Source organism: Cryocola sp. 340MFSha3.1 (assembly GCF_000383315.1).
Classification (GTDB): Bacteria; Actinomycetota; Actinomycetes; order Actinomycetales; family Microbacteriaceae; genus Leifsonia.
Map to the genome: position 1 here is coordinate 1368683 of NZ_KB911087.1, position 18567 is coordinate 1387249.

At 71.2% G+C, this 18567-nt stretch carries 18 protein-coding genes; 6 read left to right on the plus strand and 12 right to left on the minus strand.

The features are described from left to right. Window positions 1-44 precede the first annotated feature (44 nt). Genes H284_RS0106470 through H284_RS0106485 form a run of 4 tightly spaced genes read right to left on the minus strand, consistent with a single transcriptional unit; the run spans window position 45 to window position 5877 of the window. Entirely contained in the window at window positions 45-1064 is a 1020-nt protein-coding gene (locus H284_RS0106470; protein WP_020075590.1) for a LacI family DNA-binding transcriptional regulator, read from the minus strand. A 53-nt stretch (window positions 1065-1117) separates the two neighbouring features. Continuing rightward, on the minus strand, window positions 1118-2485 hold the full coding sequence (locus H284_RS0106475) for an APC family permease (protein WP_029042843.1): 1368 nt from the start codon (window positions 2483-2485) through the stop codon (window positions 1118-1120). Between the two features lie 42 nt (window positions 2486-2527). Beyond that, the gene (locus H284_RS0106480; protein ID WP_020075592.1) at window positions 2528-4615 is read right to left on the minus strand and encodes a glycosyltransferase family 39 protein; all 2088 of its coding nucleotides are present in this window, start codon (window positions 4613-4615) and stop codon (window positions 2528-2530) included. Then, window positions 4612-5877, minus strand: a complete 1266-nt coding sequence (locus H284_RS0106485) for a bifunctional glycosyltransferase family 2/GtrA family protein (protein WP_020075593.1) — start codon at window positions 5875-5877, stop codon at window positions 4612-4614. Before H284_RS0106485 ends, H284_RS0106480 begins: the two co-directional genes overlap by 4 nt. Window positions 5878-6032: 155 nt before the next feature. Between H284_RS0106485 and H284_RS0106490 the strand changes: the two genes are divergently transcribed. The 3 genes from H284_RS0106490 to H284_RS0106500 all read left to right on the plus strand — a co-directional run bounded on the left by H284_RS0106490 (window position 6033) and on the right by H284_RS0106500 (window position 8163). After that, window positions 6033-7619 (plus strand): Na+/H+ antiporter, encoded by a 1587-nt coding sequence (locus H284_RS0106490; RefSeq protein ID WP_020075594.1) that lies wholly within the window; start codon window positions 6033-6035, stop codon window positions 7617-7619. Between the two features lie 95 nt (window positions 7620-7714). Next, window positions 7715-7876, plus strand: a complete 162-nt coding sequence (locus H284_RS21015; protein WP_018189823.1) for a hypothetical protein — start codon at window positions 7715-7717, stop codon at window positions 7874-7876. 80 nt (window positions 7877-7956) lie between these two features. Further along, window positions 7957-8163 (plus strand): hypothetical protein, encoded by a 207-nt coding sequence (locus H284_RS0106500; protein ID WP_018189822.1) that lies wholly within the window; start codon window positions 7957-7959, stop codon window positions 8161-8163. Between the two features lie 31 nt (window positions 8164-8194). On the opposite strand, the gene H284_RS0106505 is transcribed toward H284_RS0106500, so the two are convergent. Next, window positions 8195-8464, minus strand: coding sequence for a hypothetical protein (locus tag H284_RS0106505; RefSeq protein WP_020075596.1), 270 nt, complete (start codon window positions 8462-8464; stop codon window positions 8195-8197). A 97-nt stretch (window positions 8465-8561) separates the two neighbouring features. Next, window positions 8562-9674 carry a glutamate--cysteine ligase gene (locus H284_RS0106510; RefSeq protein ID WP_286132266.1) on the minus strand — a complete coding sequence of 371 codons (1113 nt, stop codon included), beginning with the start codon at window positions 9672-9674 and terminating at the stop codon, window positions 8562-8564. A 241-nt stretch (window positions 9675-9915) separates the two neighbouring features. Between H284_RS0106510 and H284_RS0106515 the strand changes: the two genes are divergently transcribed. Then, window positions 9916-10197 carry a hypothetical protein gene (locus tag H284_RS0106515; RefSeq protein ID WP_020075598.1) on the plus strand — a complete coding sequence of 94 codons (282 nt, stop codon included), beginning with the start codon at window positions 9916-9918 and terminating at the stop codon, window positions 10195-10197. A 23-nt stretch (window positions 10198-10220) separates the two neighbouring features. After that, window positions 10221-11051, plus strand: coding sequence for a hypothetical protein (locus H284_RS0106520; protein WP_231371099.1), 831 nt, complete (start codon window positions 10221-10223; stop codon window positions 11049-11051). Here the strand turns inward: H284_RS0106520 and H284_RS0106525 are convergent. The 3 genes from H284_RS0106525 to H284_RS0106535 form a co-directional block, all read right to left on the minus strand. After that, window positions 11038-11457 carry a VOC family protein gene (locus tag H284_RS0106525; protein WP_020075600.1) on the minus strand — a complete coding sequence of 140 codons (420 nt, stop codon included), beginning with the start codon at window positions 11455-11457 and terminating at the stop codon, window positions 11038-11040. The genes H284_RS0106520 and H284_RS0106525 overlap by 14 nt on opposite strands. Window positions 11458-11525: 68 nt before the next feature. Continuing rightward, window positions 11526-12671 carry a cystathionine gamma-synthase gene (locus tag H284_RS0106530; protein WP_020075601.1) on the minus strand — a complete coding sequence of 382 codons (1146 nt, stop codon included), beginning with the start codon at window positions 12669-12671 and terminating at the stop codon, window positions 11526-11528. Window positions 12672-12706: 35 nt separating this feature from the next. Further along, the gene (locus tag H284_RS0106535; RefSeq protein ID WP_018189815.1) at window positions 12707-14071 is read right to left on the minus strand and encodes a cystathionine beta-synthase; all 1365 of its coding nucleotides are present in this window, start codon (window positions 14069-14071) and stop codon (window positions 12707-12709) included. A 65-nt stretch (window positions 14072-14136) separates the two neighbouring features. On the opposite strand from H284_RS0106535, the gene H284_RS0106540 reads away from it, so the two are divergent. After that, window positions 14137-14808, plus strand: coding sequence for a metal-dependent transcriptional regulator (locus tag H284_RS0106540; protein WP_020075602.1), 672 nt, complete (start codon window positions 14137-14139; stop codon window positions 14806-14808). A 16-nt stretch (window positions 14809-14824) separates the two neighbouring features. Here H284_RS0106540 and H284_RS0106545 read toward each other — a convergent pair whose 3' ends face one another. From H284_RS0106545 to H284_RS0106555, 3 genes are all read right to left on the minus strand, one after another. Then, complete coding sequence (locus tag H284_RS0106545; RefSeq protein WP_020075603.1) at window positions 14825-16069, minus strand: Nramp family divalent metal transporter; 1245 nt, start codon at window positions 16067-16069, stop codon at window positions 14825-14827. 150 nt (window positions 16070-16219) lie between these two features. Further along, window positions 16220-16570 (minus strand): nuclear transport factor 2 family protein, encoded by a 351-nt coding sequence (locus H284_RS0106550; protein WP_020075604.1) that lies wholly within the window; start codon window positions 16568-16570, stop codon window positions 16220-16222. Window positions 16571-16601: 31 nt separating this feature from the next. Beyond that, a complete protein-coding gene (locus tag H284_RS0106555) occupies window positions 16602-18488 on the minus strand; it encodes an ABC transporter ATP-binding protein (RefSeq protein ID WP_029042844.1) in 1887 nt (628 codons plus the stop codon). Window positions 18489-18567 lie beyond the last annotated feature (79 nt).

Sequence of the window (18567 nt, forward strand, 5' to 3'; positions counted from 1 at the left end):
CGCCGGTCGGGGCCGGTCCCGAGCCCCCGGGTCGGCCGGTGGCGTCAGCCGACGGAGACGGGAGGAGCGGTGGAGGCGCGGACCACGAGGTCGGGCCGCAGCGTCACCGGCGTCGGCTCCGTCCCGCCCTCGATCTCGGTCACCAGGCTCTCGACACTTCGCCGGCCGAGCTGGGTGAAGTCCTGCAGCACGGTCGTGAGCGGCGGCCAGTAGTGAGCGGCTTCGGGGATGTCGTCGAAGCCGACGACGCTCACGTCTTCGGGGATCCGCCGACCCAGTTCGTGCGCCGCGTGATAGACGCCGAGCGCCATCTGGTCGTTGGAGGTGAACACCGCCGTCACCTCCGGATCGCCGAGCACCTGGCGGCCGAGCCGGTAGCCGGATTCCGCGGTCCAGTCGCCTTCCGGCGACGGCATCGGAGTCAGGCCGGCGGCGGCGAGCTCCGACCGGTAGCCGTGGACGCGGGCCTGCGCCTCGAACCATTCGAGCGGCCCCGACAGGTGGACGATCCGCCGGTGGCCGAGGTCGATCAGATGCCGGGTCGCGGACCGGGCGCCGGCCACCTGGTCGACGGTGAGCTCGCGCTGGACCGACGCCGGACCGCCCAGCAGGGTGACGTACGGGACGTCGAGGCGTGCCGTCTCGAGCTGCTGGAGCACGACCTCCTGCGGCGCGATGACGATGAGCCCTTCGACCGATTGCGCGAGCAGGTGGTCGAGGCCGGCGGCGATCGACTCCGGCTCGAGGTCGGCGAGTTGGGCGACGGCGATGAAGTAGCCGGCCGCGCGGCCCGCATCCTGGATGGCGTTGATGCTCGACACCGGCCCGTAGAGCGCCGCGGCGGACGTCGAGAGGATGCCGATGGTGCGCGATCGGGCGGTGACCAGCGCCCGGGCGGCGCGATTGGGCCGGTAGTGCAGCTGGTCCATGGCGACCAGCACCCGCTGCCGCGTCGACTCCCGGATGCTCGGATGACCGTTGATCACGCGCGAGACCGTCTGGTGCGAGACGCCGGCGAGGGCGGCGACATCCCGCATGCTGGAGGCCCGCTGATGCTCGGTCACCGCGCCCCCTCCCGTGCGTCGCGACGCGCGCGGCGGCGCCGCGGCTGCCCCTATTATGCGGGATCGGCTCCAGCAGGCCGCCCGGAACGCCGACGGCGCGAGCGCGGGAGGGCGCCGACCCCCAGGGCGACGACGGCCGCGACCGCGGGGAAGACCAGGTGCCAACCGGCGAGCACGAGCAGCCCGGCCGCGAGCACGCATGAGATCAGCGCCATCCACCAGCCGAGCGAGCGCGCCGGGAGCAGCCGCAGCGCCGACGCCACTCCCAGGCCGTAGACCGCGGCCGCGATGCTGGTGTGGACGAGGATGAACGGCTGGAGGTCGCCGCTCGCCAGCACGACGACGGAGTACAGAGCCATGACGACAGCCGACAGCAGCAGCCCGCGCCGGGCGACCGCGCCGTTCTCGACGCCCCGGCCGAACCAGGCGGGGAGGTCGCCGTCGCGTCCCATGGCCGCGCCGAGCTTGCTGAAGGCCGCGAGGTAGGCGTTGAAGACGCCGGTCACGACGATGGCGGCGATCACGGCGACCACCACGCCTCCTCCGTCACCGGTCGCCACCCGGACGAGGTCGAGCAGCGGGACATCGCTCGTCGCCGCCTTCCCGCCGAGCACCACGACCGTGACGGCTTGGATGGCGAGGTACGCGACGGAGACGATGACCAGCGCGAGCGCGGTCGCCCGAGGGATGTCGCGCCGGGGGTTCCGGAACTCGCCGCCGATCCCGGCGACGGCCTCCCACCCGGCAAAGGCCCAGATGTAGAGGCTCATCGCCAGTCCGACGCCCGCCCAGCCGTGCGGGAGCAGCGGCACGAGGTTCTCTGGGCGCGCGTGCGGCGCCGCCGCCGCCAGCACGAAGATCAGCACCGCGACGAGCGCGCCCGACAGGACGAGTTGAACCGAAGCGGCGAACCGCACGCCGAAGGCCGTCACGATGACCGGGATCACCATCAGTCCGATGGCGATCAGGGTCGTGCTGAGCGCGTCGCCCCCGATCACCGCGACCACGTATCGGGCGGTCATCAGCGCTGCGATCGGCGCGCCGATGGGTGTGCCGAAGAAGAACCAGTACCCGATCACCCGGGCGGCGTCCGGGCCGAACGCACGCCGCGCGAAGGTGGCGACGCCACCGGCGTCGGGGTGCCGTCGCGCGAGCGCGGCGAAGGTGCTCGCCAGCGGCACCGAGATCAGGGCGAGCGCCGCGACGGCGAGGATCGCGCCAGGACCGGCGGCGGCCGCGGCGAGCGCCGGGAGCACGAGGATGCCCGTGCCGAGCACCGCCGCGATGTACAGCGCGGTGCCGCCGGCCACTCCCAGCCGCCCGTGCGGGGGCGCGGGCACCCGCGGATCGCTGAGCTCGGGCTCCGGACCGCCGGCGCTCGTCGTGCTGCCGTTCGTCATCGAGGGCCCGCGATCCGTCATGTTCCCATGATGTCGCGGGCCCCCGACATGCGCGTAGCTGCGTCACTCCGTCAGGTCGTACACCGTCACTCCGTCGACGGTCTGCGCGGTGAACGTGTCGGCCACCCAGGCCGCGATCTGGCTGGACGCACTGCTCCCGCCGTTGGCCCGACCGCCCACGCCGCCCGCGATGAAGTAGTGGATGCGTCCCTCGGACACGTACTTCTGGAACTGTGCGAGCGTGGGCGATGGGTCGGAGCCGTTGAAGCCTCCGATCGGCATGACCGCCTCCTGAGTCGCCAGCTGGTAACCGGCGGCCGAGTTGGAGCCGACGGCTGCGGCGGCCCAGGTGTAGGACGACGCGTCCGCCTTCAGGAGCGCCGCGAGCTGGGAACCGACGGTGCCAGCGCCCAGGAGCGAGCCCATCCCTCCCCCGCCGCCGGGCGCGGTTCCGGTGCCTCCGGTCGCGCCCGTCCCGCCCGGCGCCGTGCCGGTCGCGCCCGGAGGAGTCGCCTGGCCGCCGAAGCCGCCGGGACCGCCGTTCGCCCCACCGGGGGCGCCTCGGAAGCCGCGGGCGCCGCCCGGGCCGCCCATCCCGCCGGCCACGGTCGGTCCGGCGGTGACGATGGAGCCGGTGTGGGCCGTCGTCACCGTCTGGATCGTGTACGCGAGTGGCGCGAGAAGCGCGGCCACCAGGGTCACCGCGATGGTCGCGCCCGCGAGCGCCCGCCGCGGCGGCAGCACGAGCAGCACGGCCGCGACGAGGGAGGCGACGAGCACGGCGACCTTGAGCCACGGTAGCCAATCCGTTGCGCGGTCGAGCAGCGCCCAGGCCCAGATCCCCGTCCCGAGGACGACGACCGCGGAGACGATGCGGATCCAGAGCCGATCGCGCGCCTGCCAGAGCGCGGAGGCGCCGACCGCCACGGTGACAGCGAGCGCCGGAGCGAGCGCCACCGTGTAGTACGCGTGGAAGATGCCCGCCATGAAGCTGAACGCCAGGGCGGTCACGAGCAGCCAGCCGCCGAAGACGAGCAGCGTCGCCCGGCGCGCGTCGGTCCGGACCATCCCGCGCCCGAGAACGAGGGCCACGGCGAACAGGACGAGCGCGGCCGGAAGGAGCCAGGCGATCTGACCGCCGATCTCGTTCTCGAACAGCCGGAGGATGCCGGTCTGGCCCCACATCCCACCGCCGGCCCCTCCTCCGCCGCCGGTGACCGATCCCGTCTCGTCGCCTGTGAGCCGCCCGAGGCCGTTGTAGCCGAACGTGAGCTCCAGGAAGCTGTTGGTCTGCGATCCGCCGATGTAGGGCCGCAGGGAGGCGGGTACGAGTTCGACGATGGCGACCCACCAGCCGGCCGAGACGACCACGGCGCCGAGGGCGGCGAACAGGTGCCCGAACCGCTTGCGCCACGACAGCGGCGCTGCGGCCAGATAGACCCCGGCGAGGACCGGGAGGATGAGGAACGCCTGCAGCTGCTTCGTCAGGAACGCGAACCCGACCGCGACGCCGGCCCACACCACCCAGCGCACCCGTCCGCTTTCGATGCCGCGCAACGTGAGGTACGCCGAGAAGGTCAGCAGGAGCACCAGCAGTGCATCCGGGTTGTTGAACCGGAACATGAGCGCGGCGACCGGAGTGATGGCCAGTACGCCGCCCGCCAGGAGAGCGGTCTGCGCGCTGAACCGCCGGCGCACGGTCGCGTAGACGAGACCGACCGTGGCGACGCCCATCAGCGCCTCCGGAACGAGGATGCTCCAGGAGCTGAGTCCGAACAGACGGACCGACAGCGCCATGATCCAGAGGCTCGCGGGCGGCTTGTCCACCGTGATCGAGTTCGCCGCATCACTCGACCCGTAGAAGAAGGCCTCCCAGTTCACACTCCCGGCCTGCACGGCCGCGGAGTAGAAGGAGTTCGCGTAACCGCTCGCCGCGAGGTCCCAGAGGTAGAGCAGCGCGGTCACAGCAAGGAGGCCGAGCAGTGCGGGGCGCTCCCAGCGGGCGGCGCCCTCCCGCCCGCGGACGATCCGGCGAAGGGCATCGCGGACACGCCCCGGGGAATGCCCCGGGGCGGCCTCGGACGGCGTAGCTCCGGAACCCGGGAGGACGGACGGCGTGCCGGTGGTGGCAGTGGTGGACATGGCGTTCACTCGCTTTCGGTGGAGGTGAGGGAGAGCGTGGGAGTGGAAGTGGTGGACGGCACGGGGGCCGCACCCACCCGCGGCCGCCGGAACACCCACAGCCGCAGCAGTACGAAGCGCAGCAGCGTGGCCACGAGGTTCGCCGCCGTCAGCACGAGCAGCTGGAGTTGTGCAGAGGCGTGCGGGACCGCGGCGTGGAGCACGGCGAGCGAACCGCTGGTGAGGGCCCACGCGATGCCGAACACCACGAGCCCTTGGAACTGGTGCTTCACCATCCCGGGCCCGTCGACGCCGAAGGTGAAACGCCGGTTGGCCCAGGTGTTCGCGATCGCGGTGAGGAGCAGCGCAGCCAGATTGGCGACCTGCGCGGACAACGCACTCTGCAGCACGAGGTACAGCAGGGCGTAGGCCGCGGTCGACAGGGCCCCGACGATCCCGAAGCGCAGCACCTGTCCGAAGAAGCCGGGCGGACGCGGGGGCGCGAACGGGCGCCGGCCGAGCTCGGCGTACACCGACTCGAGCGGGATGCGACCGCGCGCCAGGTTCGTGCCCACCCGCAGCATCCCCTTCAGGTCGTCCGTCGCCGTCCGGACGATGTCTACCGAGCTGTCCGGGTCGTCGACCCAGTCGACCGGGATCTCGTGGATGCGCAGCCCGGCGCGCTCGGCGAGGATGAGCAGCTCGGTGTCGAAGAACCAGCCGTCGTCCTCCACGAGGGGCAGCAGTCGCTGGGCCACATCCCGCCGGATCGCCTTGAACCCGCACTGGGCGTCGCTGAAACCGACGGACATGGCCCGCCGCAGCAGCAGGTTGTAGCTGCGCGAGATGAACTCTCGCTTCCCGCCTCTCGCCACCCGGGAGGAACGCCCGAGCCGGGTGCCGATCGCGAGGTCCGAATGACCGGACAGCAGCGGCGCGACGAGCGGCGGCAGCGCAGCGAGGTCGGTGGAGAGGTCCTCGTCGAGGTACACGAGCACCTCGGCGGGCGACGTGCCCCACACCAGTTTGAGTGCGCGACCGCGTCCCTTCAGCGGCAGATGCACGGCCACGACGTGCGGAAGGTCGGCCGCCAGCGCATCGGCGAGCGCCGGCGTCGCGTCCGTGCTCGCGTTGTCGGCGATGGTGATGCGCCAGCTGTAGCGCACGTCAGCGCTCAGGTAGGCATGCAGTCGGCGGATGGACGTGTCGAGCGTCGCCTGCTCGTTGTAGACCGGCACGACGACGTCGAGCGCCAGGAGGGGCGCAGGGTGGGGAGAGGGTTCGTGCGTCATCCCGACACCCTCGCGTCGTTACATTCCTGTGACCTTTCGCAGTCCTATGAGCCGTGAATGCCTTCTCTGCGGAGTTCCTATGCCCTGCACATCCACCCGCCGAGGGTTACGGCGCACCCGACACCGCGGGAGGATGTGCGGCAGAAGGAGGTCCAGTGCTCGGACTCGAACTGGTCGTCGTCATCGGCGTCACCACCCTGCTCACCAAGGTGATCGCGCGGAAGACGGGGATCGCCCAGCCGCTCCTCCTCGTCGGCATCGGCGTGCTGATCGGGTTCATCCCCCTGTTCCGCGACATCGAACTGGCGCCGGAGGTGGTGCTGTTCCTGTTCCTCCCGGCGATCCTCTACTGGGAGAGCCTGACCACCTCGCTGCGGGAGATCCGCTCCAACCTGCGCGGCATCGTCCTGATGAGCACGGGCCTCGTCGTCGTCACCGCCGCCGCAGTCGCGGTGCTGGCGCATGCGATGGGTCTGCCGTGGGGTGCGGCGTGGACGCTCGGCGCCGCGATCGCGCCCACCGACGCGACCGCGATGACCTCGTTCACGCGCTCGCTCCCCCGCCGCAACGTCACGATCCTGCGCGCGGAAAGCCTGGTGAACGACGGGACGGCCCTCGTGCTGTGGTCGCTCGCGGTCGGGTTCACTGTCGGCGACACCGATGTCAGCGTCGGCGCCGTCACGCTGACCCTCCTCATCGCCTACGTCGGCGCAGCCGTCATCGGCGCCGTGGTCGCCTGGATCGCCATCCTCGCCCGCCGTCGGCTCCGGGATGCGATCACCCAGAACATCGCCATGCTGCTGACCCCGTTCGTGGCATACCTGCTGGCCGAGCTGGTGCATGCCTCCGGTGTGCTCGCCGTGGTGGTCGCCGGGCTGATCATCAGCCAGGCCGGTCCCCGCATCGGCGTGGCCGAGGGGCGGAGGCAGTCGGACGCCTTCTGGACCTTCACGACCTTCCTGCTCAACGCCAGCCTGTTCGTCCTCGTCGGCATCGAGCTGCCGCGCTCGACCATGGAACTGGCGGCGGTCGACGTCGGGATGGGACTGGTCGCGATCGCCGCCGTGACCGCCGTCATCGTCGCGGTCCGTTTCGCCTACCTCTTCGGCACGGTGTACCTGATCCGGCTCCTCGATCGGCGCCCGCAGCAGAAGAAGCGCCGGATGAGCGACCGCGCCCGCGTCGTGAGCGGGCTCTCCGGCTTCCGCGGCGCCGTCTCCCTCGCCGCCGCTCTCGCCGTGCCGACGACCTTGGAGAACGGCTCCCCGTTCCCCGGCCGCGACTTCATCGTGTTCGTCACCACCGGCGTGATCGTCGTAACGCTGGTCGGGCAGGGCCTCGTCCTCCCGGCGGTCGTCCGCTGGGCGCACCTTCCCTCCGACGAGTCGGTCGGGCACGAGCTGCGGCTTGCCGAGACGAGCGCGACCCGCGCGGCCCTCGACGAGCTGCCGCAGCTCGCTCAGAGGCTCGGCGTCGACCCCGAGATCAGCGAGCGCATCCAGGGCGAGTTCGAGGAGCACCTCGAGCTGCTCGAGGTCGAGGACGAGTCGCGCGACGGCGAGGAGGCGGCGGAGCGGAGCCGGCAGGACACCGAGCTCCGGCTGGCGCTGCTGCACTGCAAACGCGAAGAGGTGGTCCGGCTGCGGGATGAGGGCGAGATCGACGACATCGTGCTGCGCGACATCCAGCGGCGGCTCGACGTGGAGGAGGTCCGGCTCACCGGGCGCGAACCCGGCGAGTGAGCTGCGTCCCTGCCCGGCGGCCCTACCCGGGAGCCCGAGAGCCGTCTACCATCGCGCTCAGAGCATCCACGCGACAGCGATCCGGGAGGGACGCCATGAGCGACGCCAAGGAGAACTGGCCGGAGACGCCCTCGGGCGAACCGGTCGACACCGACGCCATCGCCGAAGGGGGCGGGGAAGGACCGTACGACGCCGACGGTTTCGTCGAGCCGGAGCACGACGAGTTCGATCCGCTCGAGGACGACAGCGGCAACTGATCGCCCGCACCTCTTGTCCCCCGGTCGTGTACCCCGCTAGGGTCGTGGTCAGACAGGCCGCCCGAGGGGAGGGGTGCAGCGTGACCACATTCGAATCACCGATCGGGAACGTTCCGAAGCCCGGTCAGGATGTACATCTGGTGCGGTGGGTGCGCTCGGCGGACGGGTGGTCCAGCGAGACCCTGCTCTGCACATACCTGGGATGCACATCCGACTCCTGGATCGTCGACTCGCGCGGTGAGCAGGTCTCGCTCGCGCGCGACGAGTGGTCGCAGTTCGCGTTCTGACGCGGCGAATCGGAGCGCACGGCACCGGGCGCTAAAGCCCCGCCTGCCCCGCCAGCACCTCGACGGCCACGCGCCAGTCGCGGGCGGGGACACCCTCGCCGTCCTCCTCCTCGCCGGGAAGCCGGGCGACGAACGCCGGCCACAGCTCGCCGGTGTCGTGGACCTCCTCGATTAGGCCGAGGTACTCGCCGCCGTAATAGACCTCCCACGCCGCGGTCGCGGTGGGGCTGTACATGAGCGTCAGCGGCAGCGAGCCGTAGGTGTAGACGGCATGCTGGTGGGCGAGCTCCTTCTCCGTCATGACCGCAGAATAGGCGCGATCCCCCGCGGGCGGAAGGCCGCGTGACAGCGCGTGAACGCCGGCCCCGCCGCGGAGGGCACCATCCGGCTCAGGCGGGTCAGGCGACGACCAGGTCGTCGTCCTCCGACTGCTCGTGGGTGGCCGAGACCGCGAGCGCGACCACATCGCGCATCCGCCCTCGACGCTCGAACGCCGCGCGCTGACGACCGGCTCCTCCACCGGTGGCGAGGATGCGCGCGAGGCCGCGGCGCACCAGCACCAGATCCCCGTTCGCCTCGAGTGCGGCCGCCGTGTGCGACAGCAGCGCGTCGATGGCCTCGACAGCCGGCACCTCGCGCCAGGTGACGGGATGCGGCAGCGAGCCGCGGACGCCGGTCAGCGCCGCCTGCCACTCGGCGAGGCGCAGTGCCGCCGAGGGGACGGGAGCCGGAGGAACGCCCGCCTGCCAGTCCGCCGCCGCCGTGTCGACGAGGGCGCGGACGAGTGCCGCGATGACCGCGGCGTCGCGGGCGTCGAGGCAGACGTCGGCGACCCGGACCTCCACCGTCGGCTGCTTGTGCGAGACGCGCGCGTCAAGGTACAGCATCCCCGTGTCGAGGATGACGCCGGTGTCGACCAGGAACCGCTCGAACCGGTCGTACGCCTCCACCGAGCCGAACACGTCGGTCGGTCCGGCACTCTGCCACTGGTGCCATGCGGCGAAGCGGTAACTGGCGTGCCCGGTGTCCGCTCCGCCGAAGAACGGCGAGTTCGCGCTCAGGGCGAGCAGGGTCGGAAGCCAGGTGCGGACGCGGTCGAGCACCGCGACGCCCTCCTCGCGCGACTCGATGCCCACGTGCACGTGGAAGCCGCAGACGAGGGTGCCCCGAGCCGTGAGCCCATAGCGCTCGATCATCTTCGCGTAGCGGGGGTCGTCGGTCACGTGCGGGCGGAGCCGCATCGGCGACATCCCGACGGCGATGGCCCGGGCGCCGTGACGTTGAGCGAGTCCGTCGGCGAGCTCGCGGCCGCCGATGATGTCGAGCAGCAGCTCGCTGGTCTGCAGCTGCGGACGCGTCTGCGTCTCGATCATCTCCTGCTGGAACTCCGCGCTCACCGACGGCCCGTCGACGACCGGCGGAGCGTCCGCAAGGACGGACGGAGCCACCGGCGTGGCCATGCCGCGCGCGTCTACCAGGAGGAGTTCCTCCTCCACCCCGAAAGTCCTCACGAGACCACTATCGGCGAGGGCGGGCAGCCGGACAATACCCGATCAGCCGTGAATGTGCCGTGCGTCGGTTTATGTCGGCGGCCGGGCCATCTCTCGCGGCTGCCGCACATCCGTTGCGGTGTATTTGCTCTATTCGGCGAATCGTGGCGTGCATGGATTGCGGGGATGCCGACCTTGCCCTATAACTGACCCTGCGGCGCAAAGAATCGCCGGCGCAGTGATGCGAGATCGAGGAGCCTCCATGTGGGACACGGCGACGCGGATCCCCTTCGATCCGGCCCTGCTGACCGAGCGGAGCGACGCCGCCGCACGGATGCGGCTGATGGCCCTCCTGCTCGAACGTCCGGGTATCAGCATGGACGAGCTGCACGGGATGCGCCTGCCGGGCCTCTTCGCCGACCTGCGGTCCTTCCACCGGGCCGGCCTCATCCGCACGTCGACGACGCCCCCGCGGTTCTTCGAACGGCAGACCCGCGTATACCCGATGTGCGACGGGACCGGCGACGGGACCGCCCCCGCCTGAGGCCGCCCCTCTAGACTCCGGGCATGCCCCGGACCCCTGACGTGACCGCTTCCGCCGATTCCGAACCGGCCGCCTCCTGGCAGCGCGCGCTCGACGGCGATGCGGATGCACTGGAGCGCCACCTCGCCGAGGGCAGCCGGCTGCCCGGACCCCGCGCCAACCTCGAGCTCGCGCACCGCGTCGCCGACCTCGCGCAGGCGACGCCGCCCGAACGCCGGGCGGACGCGCTCCGCGTGCTCCGCCGGTGGCTGAGCGACGACCCCGGCACCGCCCCCGACCTTCCCGAGGCGCACCGCGAGTACCTCGCCGCGGTGGCCGCTCTCTCGGCCGGCGCTATCCTCGCCACCGGTCCGGATCCGGATGCGCTGGCGCTCCTCGACGCCGCGACCGCCGATCCACGCTGGCGCGTGCGCGAACTCGCCGCCACGGGACTGCAACGGGTGCTCGCCGCCGACTGGGATCGCGGCATCGCGCACGCGCACGCCTGGCTGCCGACCGGCCCGCTTCCCGTGCGAGCGGCCGTCGCCGCGGTCGCCGAGCCGTCCCTCCTGCGGGATCCCCGCCACGCCGCGGAAGCCGCCTCCATCATCGAGCGTGCGGTCGACGCGCTGCTCGCCGTCCCGCCCTCCGGGCGCCGCGATCCAGACGTTCGGGTGCTCCGGAAGGCCCTCGGCTATGCCGTCAGCGTGGTCGCTGCGGCCGACTCCGATGCCGGGGTGGCCCTCCTGGAACGCCTCGCCACCTCCACGGACGGCGACGCCCGCTGGACCGCCCGCGAGAACCTCACGAAAGCGCGGCTGGCGCCGCTGTCCGACCGGCTGGCCGTCGCACGCGGGGCCCTCAGCCGACCCTGAGCGTGCCGTCCTCCGCCAGCGTCCATCCCGGGTTGTACGCGACCTCCCAGACGTGGCCGTCCGGATCGGCGAAGTACCCCGAGTAGCCGCCCCAGAACACACGCTCGGCGGGTTTCAGGATGCGGGCACCGGCGGCCTCGGCCTGCGCGAAGACGCGGTCGACGTCCTCCTCCGACCGCTGATTGCACGCGAGCGTGATGCCGCTGAACGTCCCGTCGACCGGATGGCGGGCGTCCTCGGCCAGCTCCTCCCGCCCGAACAGCGCGAACGCCATCCCGGGCAGCTGGTAGAAGACGACGCCCTCCGGCGCGTCGGCCGGCCTCCAGCCGAGTCCGTCCTCGTAGAAGGCGCGGCTCCTCGCCAGGTCGGCCACTCCGAGCGTCACGAGACTGATGCGTTGATCCATGCGCCCGAGGCTAGCCCCGGCCACCGACTCCCTGGTGAACGATCGAACGCCGCTTGCGACCGGCCCCGCTAGCGACCGAGCGCCTGCTCCACATCCGCGAGCAGGTCGTCCACATCCTCGATGCCCACAGACAGGCGCACGATGTTGTCCGGCACCTCGAGTGCGGTCCCACGAACCGAGGCGTGCGTCATCTCGGTCGGGTAGCCGATCAGCGATTCCACACCGCCGAGCGACTCCGCCAGCTGGAACACCTGCGTCGACTCCGCGAACCGCCGGGCGGCCGCCGCACCGCCGGAGAGCGCGACGGACAGCATGCCGCCGAATCCGCTCATCTGGCGCGCCGCGAGCTCATGGCCGGGATGCGCCGGCAGGCCCGGGTAGTAGACGGTCTCGATGCCCGCGTGACCGACCAGCGCCTCCGCGATCGCCTGCGCGTTCGCACTGTGCTGGCGGACACGCACCTGCAGCGTCTTGATGCCGCGCGTGGTGAGCCACGCATCCATCGGCGACGACACCGCCCCCGCGGCGAACTGGATGAACTGCGCCTTCCCGGCGAGCTCCTCGTCGGCGAAGATCAGCGCGCCGCCGATGACGTCCGAGTGTCCGCCCAGGTACTTCGTGGTCGAGTGGACGACGACATCGGCGCCGAACGACAGCGGCTGCTGCAGCGCGGGCGACGCGAACGTGTTGTCGACGACGACGATCGCGCCGACGGCGTGGCCGAGCTCCACCAGCGCCGCGATGTCGCTGATCTTCATCAGCGGGTTGCTCGGCGTCTCGATCCACAGCATGCGGGTGCCGTCCGTCCCGAGCGCGGTGCGGACGGCGTCCAGGTCGGCGAGGTCGACGGTCGTGTTGCGGATCCCCCACTCGCTGTGGATGCGGTCGATCAGCCGGTGGGTGCCGCCGTACGCGTCGTTGCCGAGCACGATGTGGTCGCCCGGGCGGAGCGCTGCGCGCAGCAGGGCGTCCTCCGCCGCCAGTCCCGACGCGAACGACAGGGCGCGTACGCCGCCCTCCAGCGAGGCGAGCAGCGTCTCGAGGGACGTGCGCGTCGGGTTGCCGGCGCGACCGTACTCGTAGCCGTTGCGCAGCCCGCCGATGCCGTCCTGCACGAACGTCGAGGTCTGGTAGATGGGCGGGATGATCGCGCCGGTCGTCGGGTCGAACTCCTGACCCTCGTGGATGGCGCGCGTGGCGAAGCCGTGTGTCATTGTCTCTGTTCCTGTGTGGGTCGGCCCGGTGCGGGTCAGTCGCTGAAGTAGTTGAGGAGGTCCTGGCGGGTGAGCACCGCGACGGGCTTGCCGCCGTCGGTCACCAGAAGAGCGTTCGTCGTGGCGAGCGCGGCGCGGGCGGCCGTGACCGGCTCGTTGACGCCGATGAGCTCGAGCGGCTCTCCGAGGTGGGTGCCGACGGAGTCGCTCATCTCGGCGTGCCCGCTGAAGACCGCGTCCACCAGCGACCGCTCGTCGAGCGCGCCGGCGACCTCGCCCATGACGACGGGCGGCTCGGCGGTGAGGACCACGAGCTGGGAGACGCCGTAGGTGTTCATCGTCTGGATGGCGTCGCGCACCGTCTCAGAGGGGTGCGTGTGCACCAGGTCCGGCAGGGCGCCGCTCTTCGTCTTGATGATGTCGTGCACCGTGGACTCGTCGGGCACCTCGCTGAAGCCGTAGGACTGCATCCACCGGTCGTTGAAGATCTTGGCGAGGTAGCCGCGGCCGCCGTCGGGCAGGATGACCACGACCACGTCGTCCGGGCCGAGGTCCTTCGCCGCCTGCAGAGCAGCCGCGACGGCCATGCCGCTCGACCCGCCGACGAGGATGCCCTCCTCGCGGGCGAGCCGCCGGGTCATCCGGAACGCCTCGGCGTCGCTGATCGCGATCACCTCGTCGACGACGCTGGGGTCGTAGGCGCCGGGCCAGAAGTCCTCGCCGACGCCCTCGACGAGGTAGGGCCGACCGGTGCCGCCGGAGTAGACGGACCCCTCGGGGTCGGCGCCGACGATGCGGACGCGCCCCTCGGAGACCTCCTTGAGGTACCGCCCGGTGCCGCTGATCGTGCCACCGGTGCCCACACCGGCGACGAGGTGCGTGATGCGGCCGTCGGTGTCGCGCCAGATCTCGGGACCGGTGGTCTCGTAGTGGCTGCGCGGACCGTTCGGGTTGAAGTACTGGTTGGGCTTGAACGCACCGGGGATCTCGGCCGTCAGGCGGTCGGAGACCGAGTAATAGGAGTCGGGATGGTCCGGCGGCACCGACGTCGGCGTCACCACGACCTCCGCTCCGTAGGCGGTGAGGACGTTGATCTTGTCCTCGCCCACCTTGTCGGGGAGGACGAACACGCACCGGTAGCCGCGCTGCTGCGCGACCAGGGCGAGCCCGACTCCTGTGTTGCCGCTCGTCGGTTCCACGATGGTGCCGCCGGGCTTCAACAGCCCGTCGCGCTCCGCAGCGTCGATGATGCGGGAGGCGATGCGGTCCTTCGACGAACCTCCGGGGTTCAGGTACTCGAGTTTGACGAGCACCGTCGCCGCGATCCCCTCGGTCAGCCTGTTGAGCTTCACGAGCGGGGTGTCGCCGACCAAGTCGATGATGGTCTCTGCGTACTTCACCCGACCCACCTTAACAGCGCGGATGCACCGCTGGCAGAGTGTGACGCCCGCCCTAGAATCGGCTCATGCCCGTGTCCGACCTGTCGTCCGTCGCACAGGACTACCTGAAGATCATCTGGTCGGCGACCGAATGGTCGGACGACCCGGTGACGGTCAAGCAGCTCTCCGAGCGGATGGGCGTGCGCGCAGCGACCGTGTCGGACGGCATCCGGCGGCTCGCCGAGCAGGGGCTCGTCGCCCACGAGCGGTACGGCGGAGTCGAGCTGACGGACGCCGGGCGCCGGCACGCGGTCGCCATGGTGCGGAGGCACCGGCTGATCGAGACGTTCCTCGTGGAGGAACTCGGCTACGGCTGGGACGAGGTGCACGACGAGGCCGAGGTGCTGGAGCACGCCGTCTCGGACGACCTGGTCGAGCGCCTGGATCGGCGCCTCGGCTTCCCGGCCCGCGATCCGCACGGAGACCCGATCCCGACCGCGGACGGCACACCGCGCCGCCCGGACGCCGTCCCCCTGCTGGACGCGGAGACCGGAACGCCCCTGAGCGTCGCGCGCATCTCGGACGCCGACCCTGCGGTGCTCCGCTACCTCGGAGAGCGGGGCATCGGACTCGACACCGTGCTCAGCGTGGAGGAGCACCGCGCCTTCGCGGGCGATGTCACGGTGACGGTCGACGAGCAGCACATCGTGCTCGGGGCGACGGCCGCCGCGGCCGTCTGGGTGGCAGCGCGGGGCTGAGCAGCGGACCCGCCGCCTACGCTCCCGCGATGGTCAGGCCGACCAGGGCGAGGTTCAGGAGCACGACGAGGCCCGCGACGACGCCGCCCAGGATGCGCACCCACAGCCGGTCGGCCGATGCGCCCATCACGGCCCGCGAGCCGGTCAGCCGCAGCAACGGGATCATGGCGAACGGGATGCCGAGGCTGAGGAACACCTGCGACAGCACCAGGGCCCAGGTGGGGTCGACGCCGGCGGCGAGGATGATCACGGCCGGGATCAGCGTCACGATCCGGCGGACGAGGAGCGGCACGCGCAGCTTCAGCAGTCCGCCCATGATCGTCGCGCCCGCATAGCTGCCGACCGACGTGGAGGCCAGGCCGGAGGCGAGCAGGCCGATCGCGAAGACGACCCCGATCGCCGGGCCGAGGGCGGAGGAGATCGCATGGTAGGCGCCCTCGATGGTGTCCGTCCCGTCGACGCCGCGCAGGGCGGACGCCGCGACGAGCAGCATGGCGATGTTGACGGCGCCGGCGAGCACGAGCGCGAGCACCACATCCACTCGGGTGGCGTGCAGCAGCCGGCGGATGCGGCCGGGGTCCGCGGTGGTCCCGTGCCGGTCGCGGGCCAAGGCCGAGTGCAGGTAGATCGCGTGCGGCATGACCGTCGCGCCCAGCATGCTGGCCGCGAGCAGCACGGTCTGGGCGCCGTCGAATCGCGGCACCAGGCCGCCGACCGCCTGGCCCCAGTCGACCGGGCTTGCGAACAGCCCGGCGAGGAACCCGACCGCGATCACGGCGAGCAGCCCCAGGATGACGGCTTCGAACGGGCGCTGGCCGCGGCGCGACTGGATGGCGAGGATGCCGATGGCGACGATGCCGACGATCAGCCCGCCGATGGGCAGCGGCAGCCCGAACAGCAGGTTCAGCGCGATGGCGCCGCCGATCACCTCCGCGATGTCGGTGGCCGCCGCGACGAGCTCGGCCTGCACCCAGTAGGCCCGGCGCGCGCCGGTGCCGAGCCGCTCCCCGAGGAGTTCGGGGAGGCTGCGACCGGTGACGATGCCGAGCTTCGCCGACTGGTATTGCACGAAGACCGCGATCGCATTGGCGGCGACCAGCACCCAGACGAGCAGGTATCCGTACCGCGCGCCGGCGGTCAGGTTGGCGGCGACGTTGCCCGGATCGACGTAGGCGATGGCCGCGACGAACGCCGGTCCGAGCAGCAGCAGGAGCCGCGCGGGCGCGGCCCGCGGCACCCGCTCCTCGACCTCGACGCTCATCCGCAACCTCGCCTACCTAAAAAGTTAGCCCAGTCTAACTCTCCCCCTCCCCCCACCGTCGAGTCCGCATACTTTGCACGCCGAACGCCCCCGGAACGTGCAAAGTTTGCGGATTCGACGGTGGGGGGGATGGGGCAGGGGGCGGAGGCGTCAGGCGAGGAGGGTGCGGAGCGCGGCGATGCGGCCGTCGCGTACCTCGATGACGTCGATGCCGCGGGCGACGGGCGCGCCCTCGGGGCCGAACGTCCAGGCGAGGGCTCCGGTGTCGCGCCCGAGGTAGACGGGGCCGGCGTCCGCGAACGCGAATGCGGCCGGCGCGGCGTCGATGAGGCCGGCGGCCTTCGCCTCGAGCGCATCCCATCCGGTCACCTCGCCCTCGGGATCGGCGAAGACGACGTCCTCGGTGTAGGTGCGCTCGATGGCGGCGCGGCGCGAGCCCGCGTCGCGGTTGCCGAAGACCTCGAGAAGGTTGGCGGACAGCAGTTCGGTGATCGTCGGCACGGGAAGCCCTTTCGTCGGATGGATGAGGACGCTACTCCTCGAGGACTGCGCTCTCGGTCTGCTCGCGGTACAGGCGCGAGTACACGCCGCCGAGCTCCAGCAGCTCGCGGTGCGTCCCGCGTTCGACGACCTGCCCGTGGTCGATCACGAAGATCACATCCGCCGAGACGATGGTCGACAGCCGGTGCGCGATGGCGATGGTGGTGCGGCCGCTGGATGCGGTGTCGAGCGCCTGCTGCACGACCCGTTCCGAGATGGTGTCGAGGGCGCTCGTCGCCTCGTCGAGGATGAGCACCTCCGGGTCCTTCAGCAGCACGCGGGCGATGGCGATCCGCTGCTTCTCGCCGCCGGAGAGCCGGTAGCCGCGCTCCCCCACGATCGTCGCGTAGCCGTCCGGGAAGCGCGCGATCGTGTCGTGGATGTTGGCACGCTTGGCCGCATCCTCCAACTGTTCCTGCGTCGCGTCCGGCCGGGCGTAGCGCAGGTTCTCGGCGATGGTCGCGTGGAACAGGTAGGTCTCCTGGCTGACCACCCCGATGTGTGAGACCAGCGAGTCCTGCTGAAGGTCGCGCACGTCCGTCTCGCCGAAGAGGATCGAGCCGCTCGTCGCGTCGTAGAACCGTGGGATGAGGTAGGAGACGGTGGTCTTGCCCGCGCCGCTCGGCCCGACGAACGCAGCGAACTCCCCGGGCTCGATGACGAACGACACGTCGTCGAGGGTGTTGCGCTCCCCGTCGCGGGCGTCCGGGTAGCGGAACACCACGTGGTCGAACTCGATCCTCCCGAGGTCGTCGGACGGATCTACCGGCACGGCGTCCGGACGGTCGGCGATCGCCGGTTTCAGGTCGAGGTACTCGAAGATGCGGGCGAACAGCGCACCCGAGGTCTGCAGGTCGAGCGCCACCCGCATCAGCGCGAGCAGCGGGAACAGCAGTCGCGCCTGCACGGTGGTGAACGCGACGATCGTTCCGGCCGAGATGTCCGTCGCACCGCCCACGATCAGCCACCCGGAGACCAGGTACACGATTGCGGGGATCGACGACAGGAAGATGTTGACCATCGCGAAGAACCACTGGCCGCTCATCGCCTGCGACACCTGGAGGCGGATCTGGTTCTCGTTCTCGGCGGAGTAACGGCCGACCTCGGTGGTCTGGCGGTTGAAGCTCTTCGACAGCAGGATGCCGCTGACGCTCAGCGTCTCCTGCGTGATCGCCGTCATGTCCGACAGCGATTCCTGCGTCTTGGTCGCGATGCGTGCACGCACCTGGCCGACCCGGCGCTGCGCGATCACGAGGATCGGCATGAGCACCACGGCGACGATGGTCAGCTGCCAGTTGAGCAGCAGCATCGCGACGAGCGCGGCGATCACCGTCACGGTGTTGCCGAGGATGCTCGAGATCGTGTTGGTGAGGACGCTGGCGACCCCGCCGACATCGTTCTGGAGCCGCGACTGGATGATGCCCGTCTTGGTGTGCGTGAAGAAGCTGAGCTCCATCGACTGCAGATGCGAGAACAGCCGGACGCGCAGCGCCCCCATCACCTTGTTGCCGACCGACGCCGTCAGGTAGGTCTGCCAGACGCCCAGCAGCGCCGACGCGATGTACACGATGAGCATGAACACGACGATCTCGACGAGCACCGGGATGTTCGGGCCGCCGGGCGGGAACAGCCCGTCGTCGAACGCCCGCTCGGTGAGCAGCGGCGGCACCACCGACAACGCTGCACCGATCAGCACGAGCACCATCGTGAACACGATCGCCATGCGGTGAGCCGAGAAGAGCGAGACGATCCGGCGGAACAGGTGCGGGATCTTCGGCGCCTCGGCGTTGATGGCCCGCTGAGCCTCCGCGTCGCCGCCGCTGACGCGCCCGCGACCGCCGCCGCCTCCGGCCGCAGCCATGCCGCGCATCCCGCTCATGGTCTCAGCGTAACCCCCGTCGGCGACCCGTCCGGCGTGACGCAACCGTGATGCAAGCGCTTGACGTAAACGCTTGCAT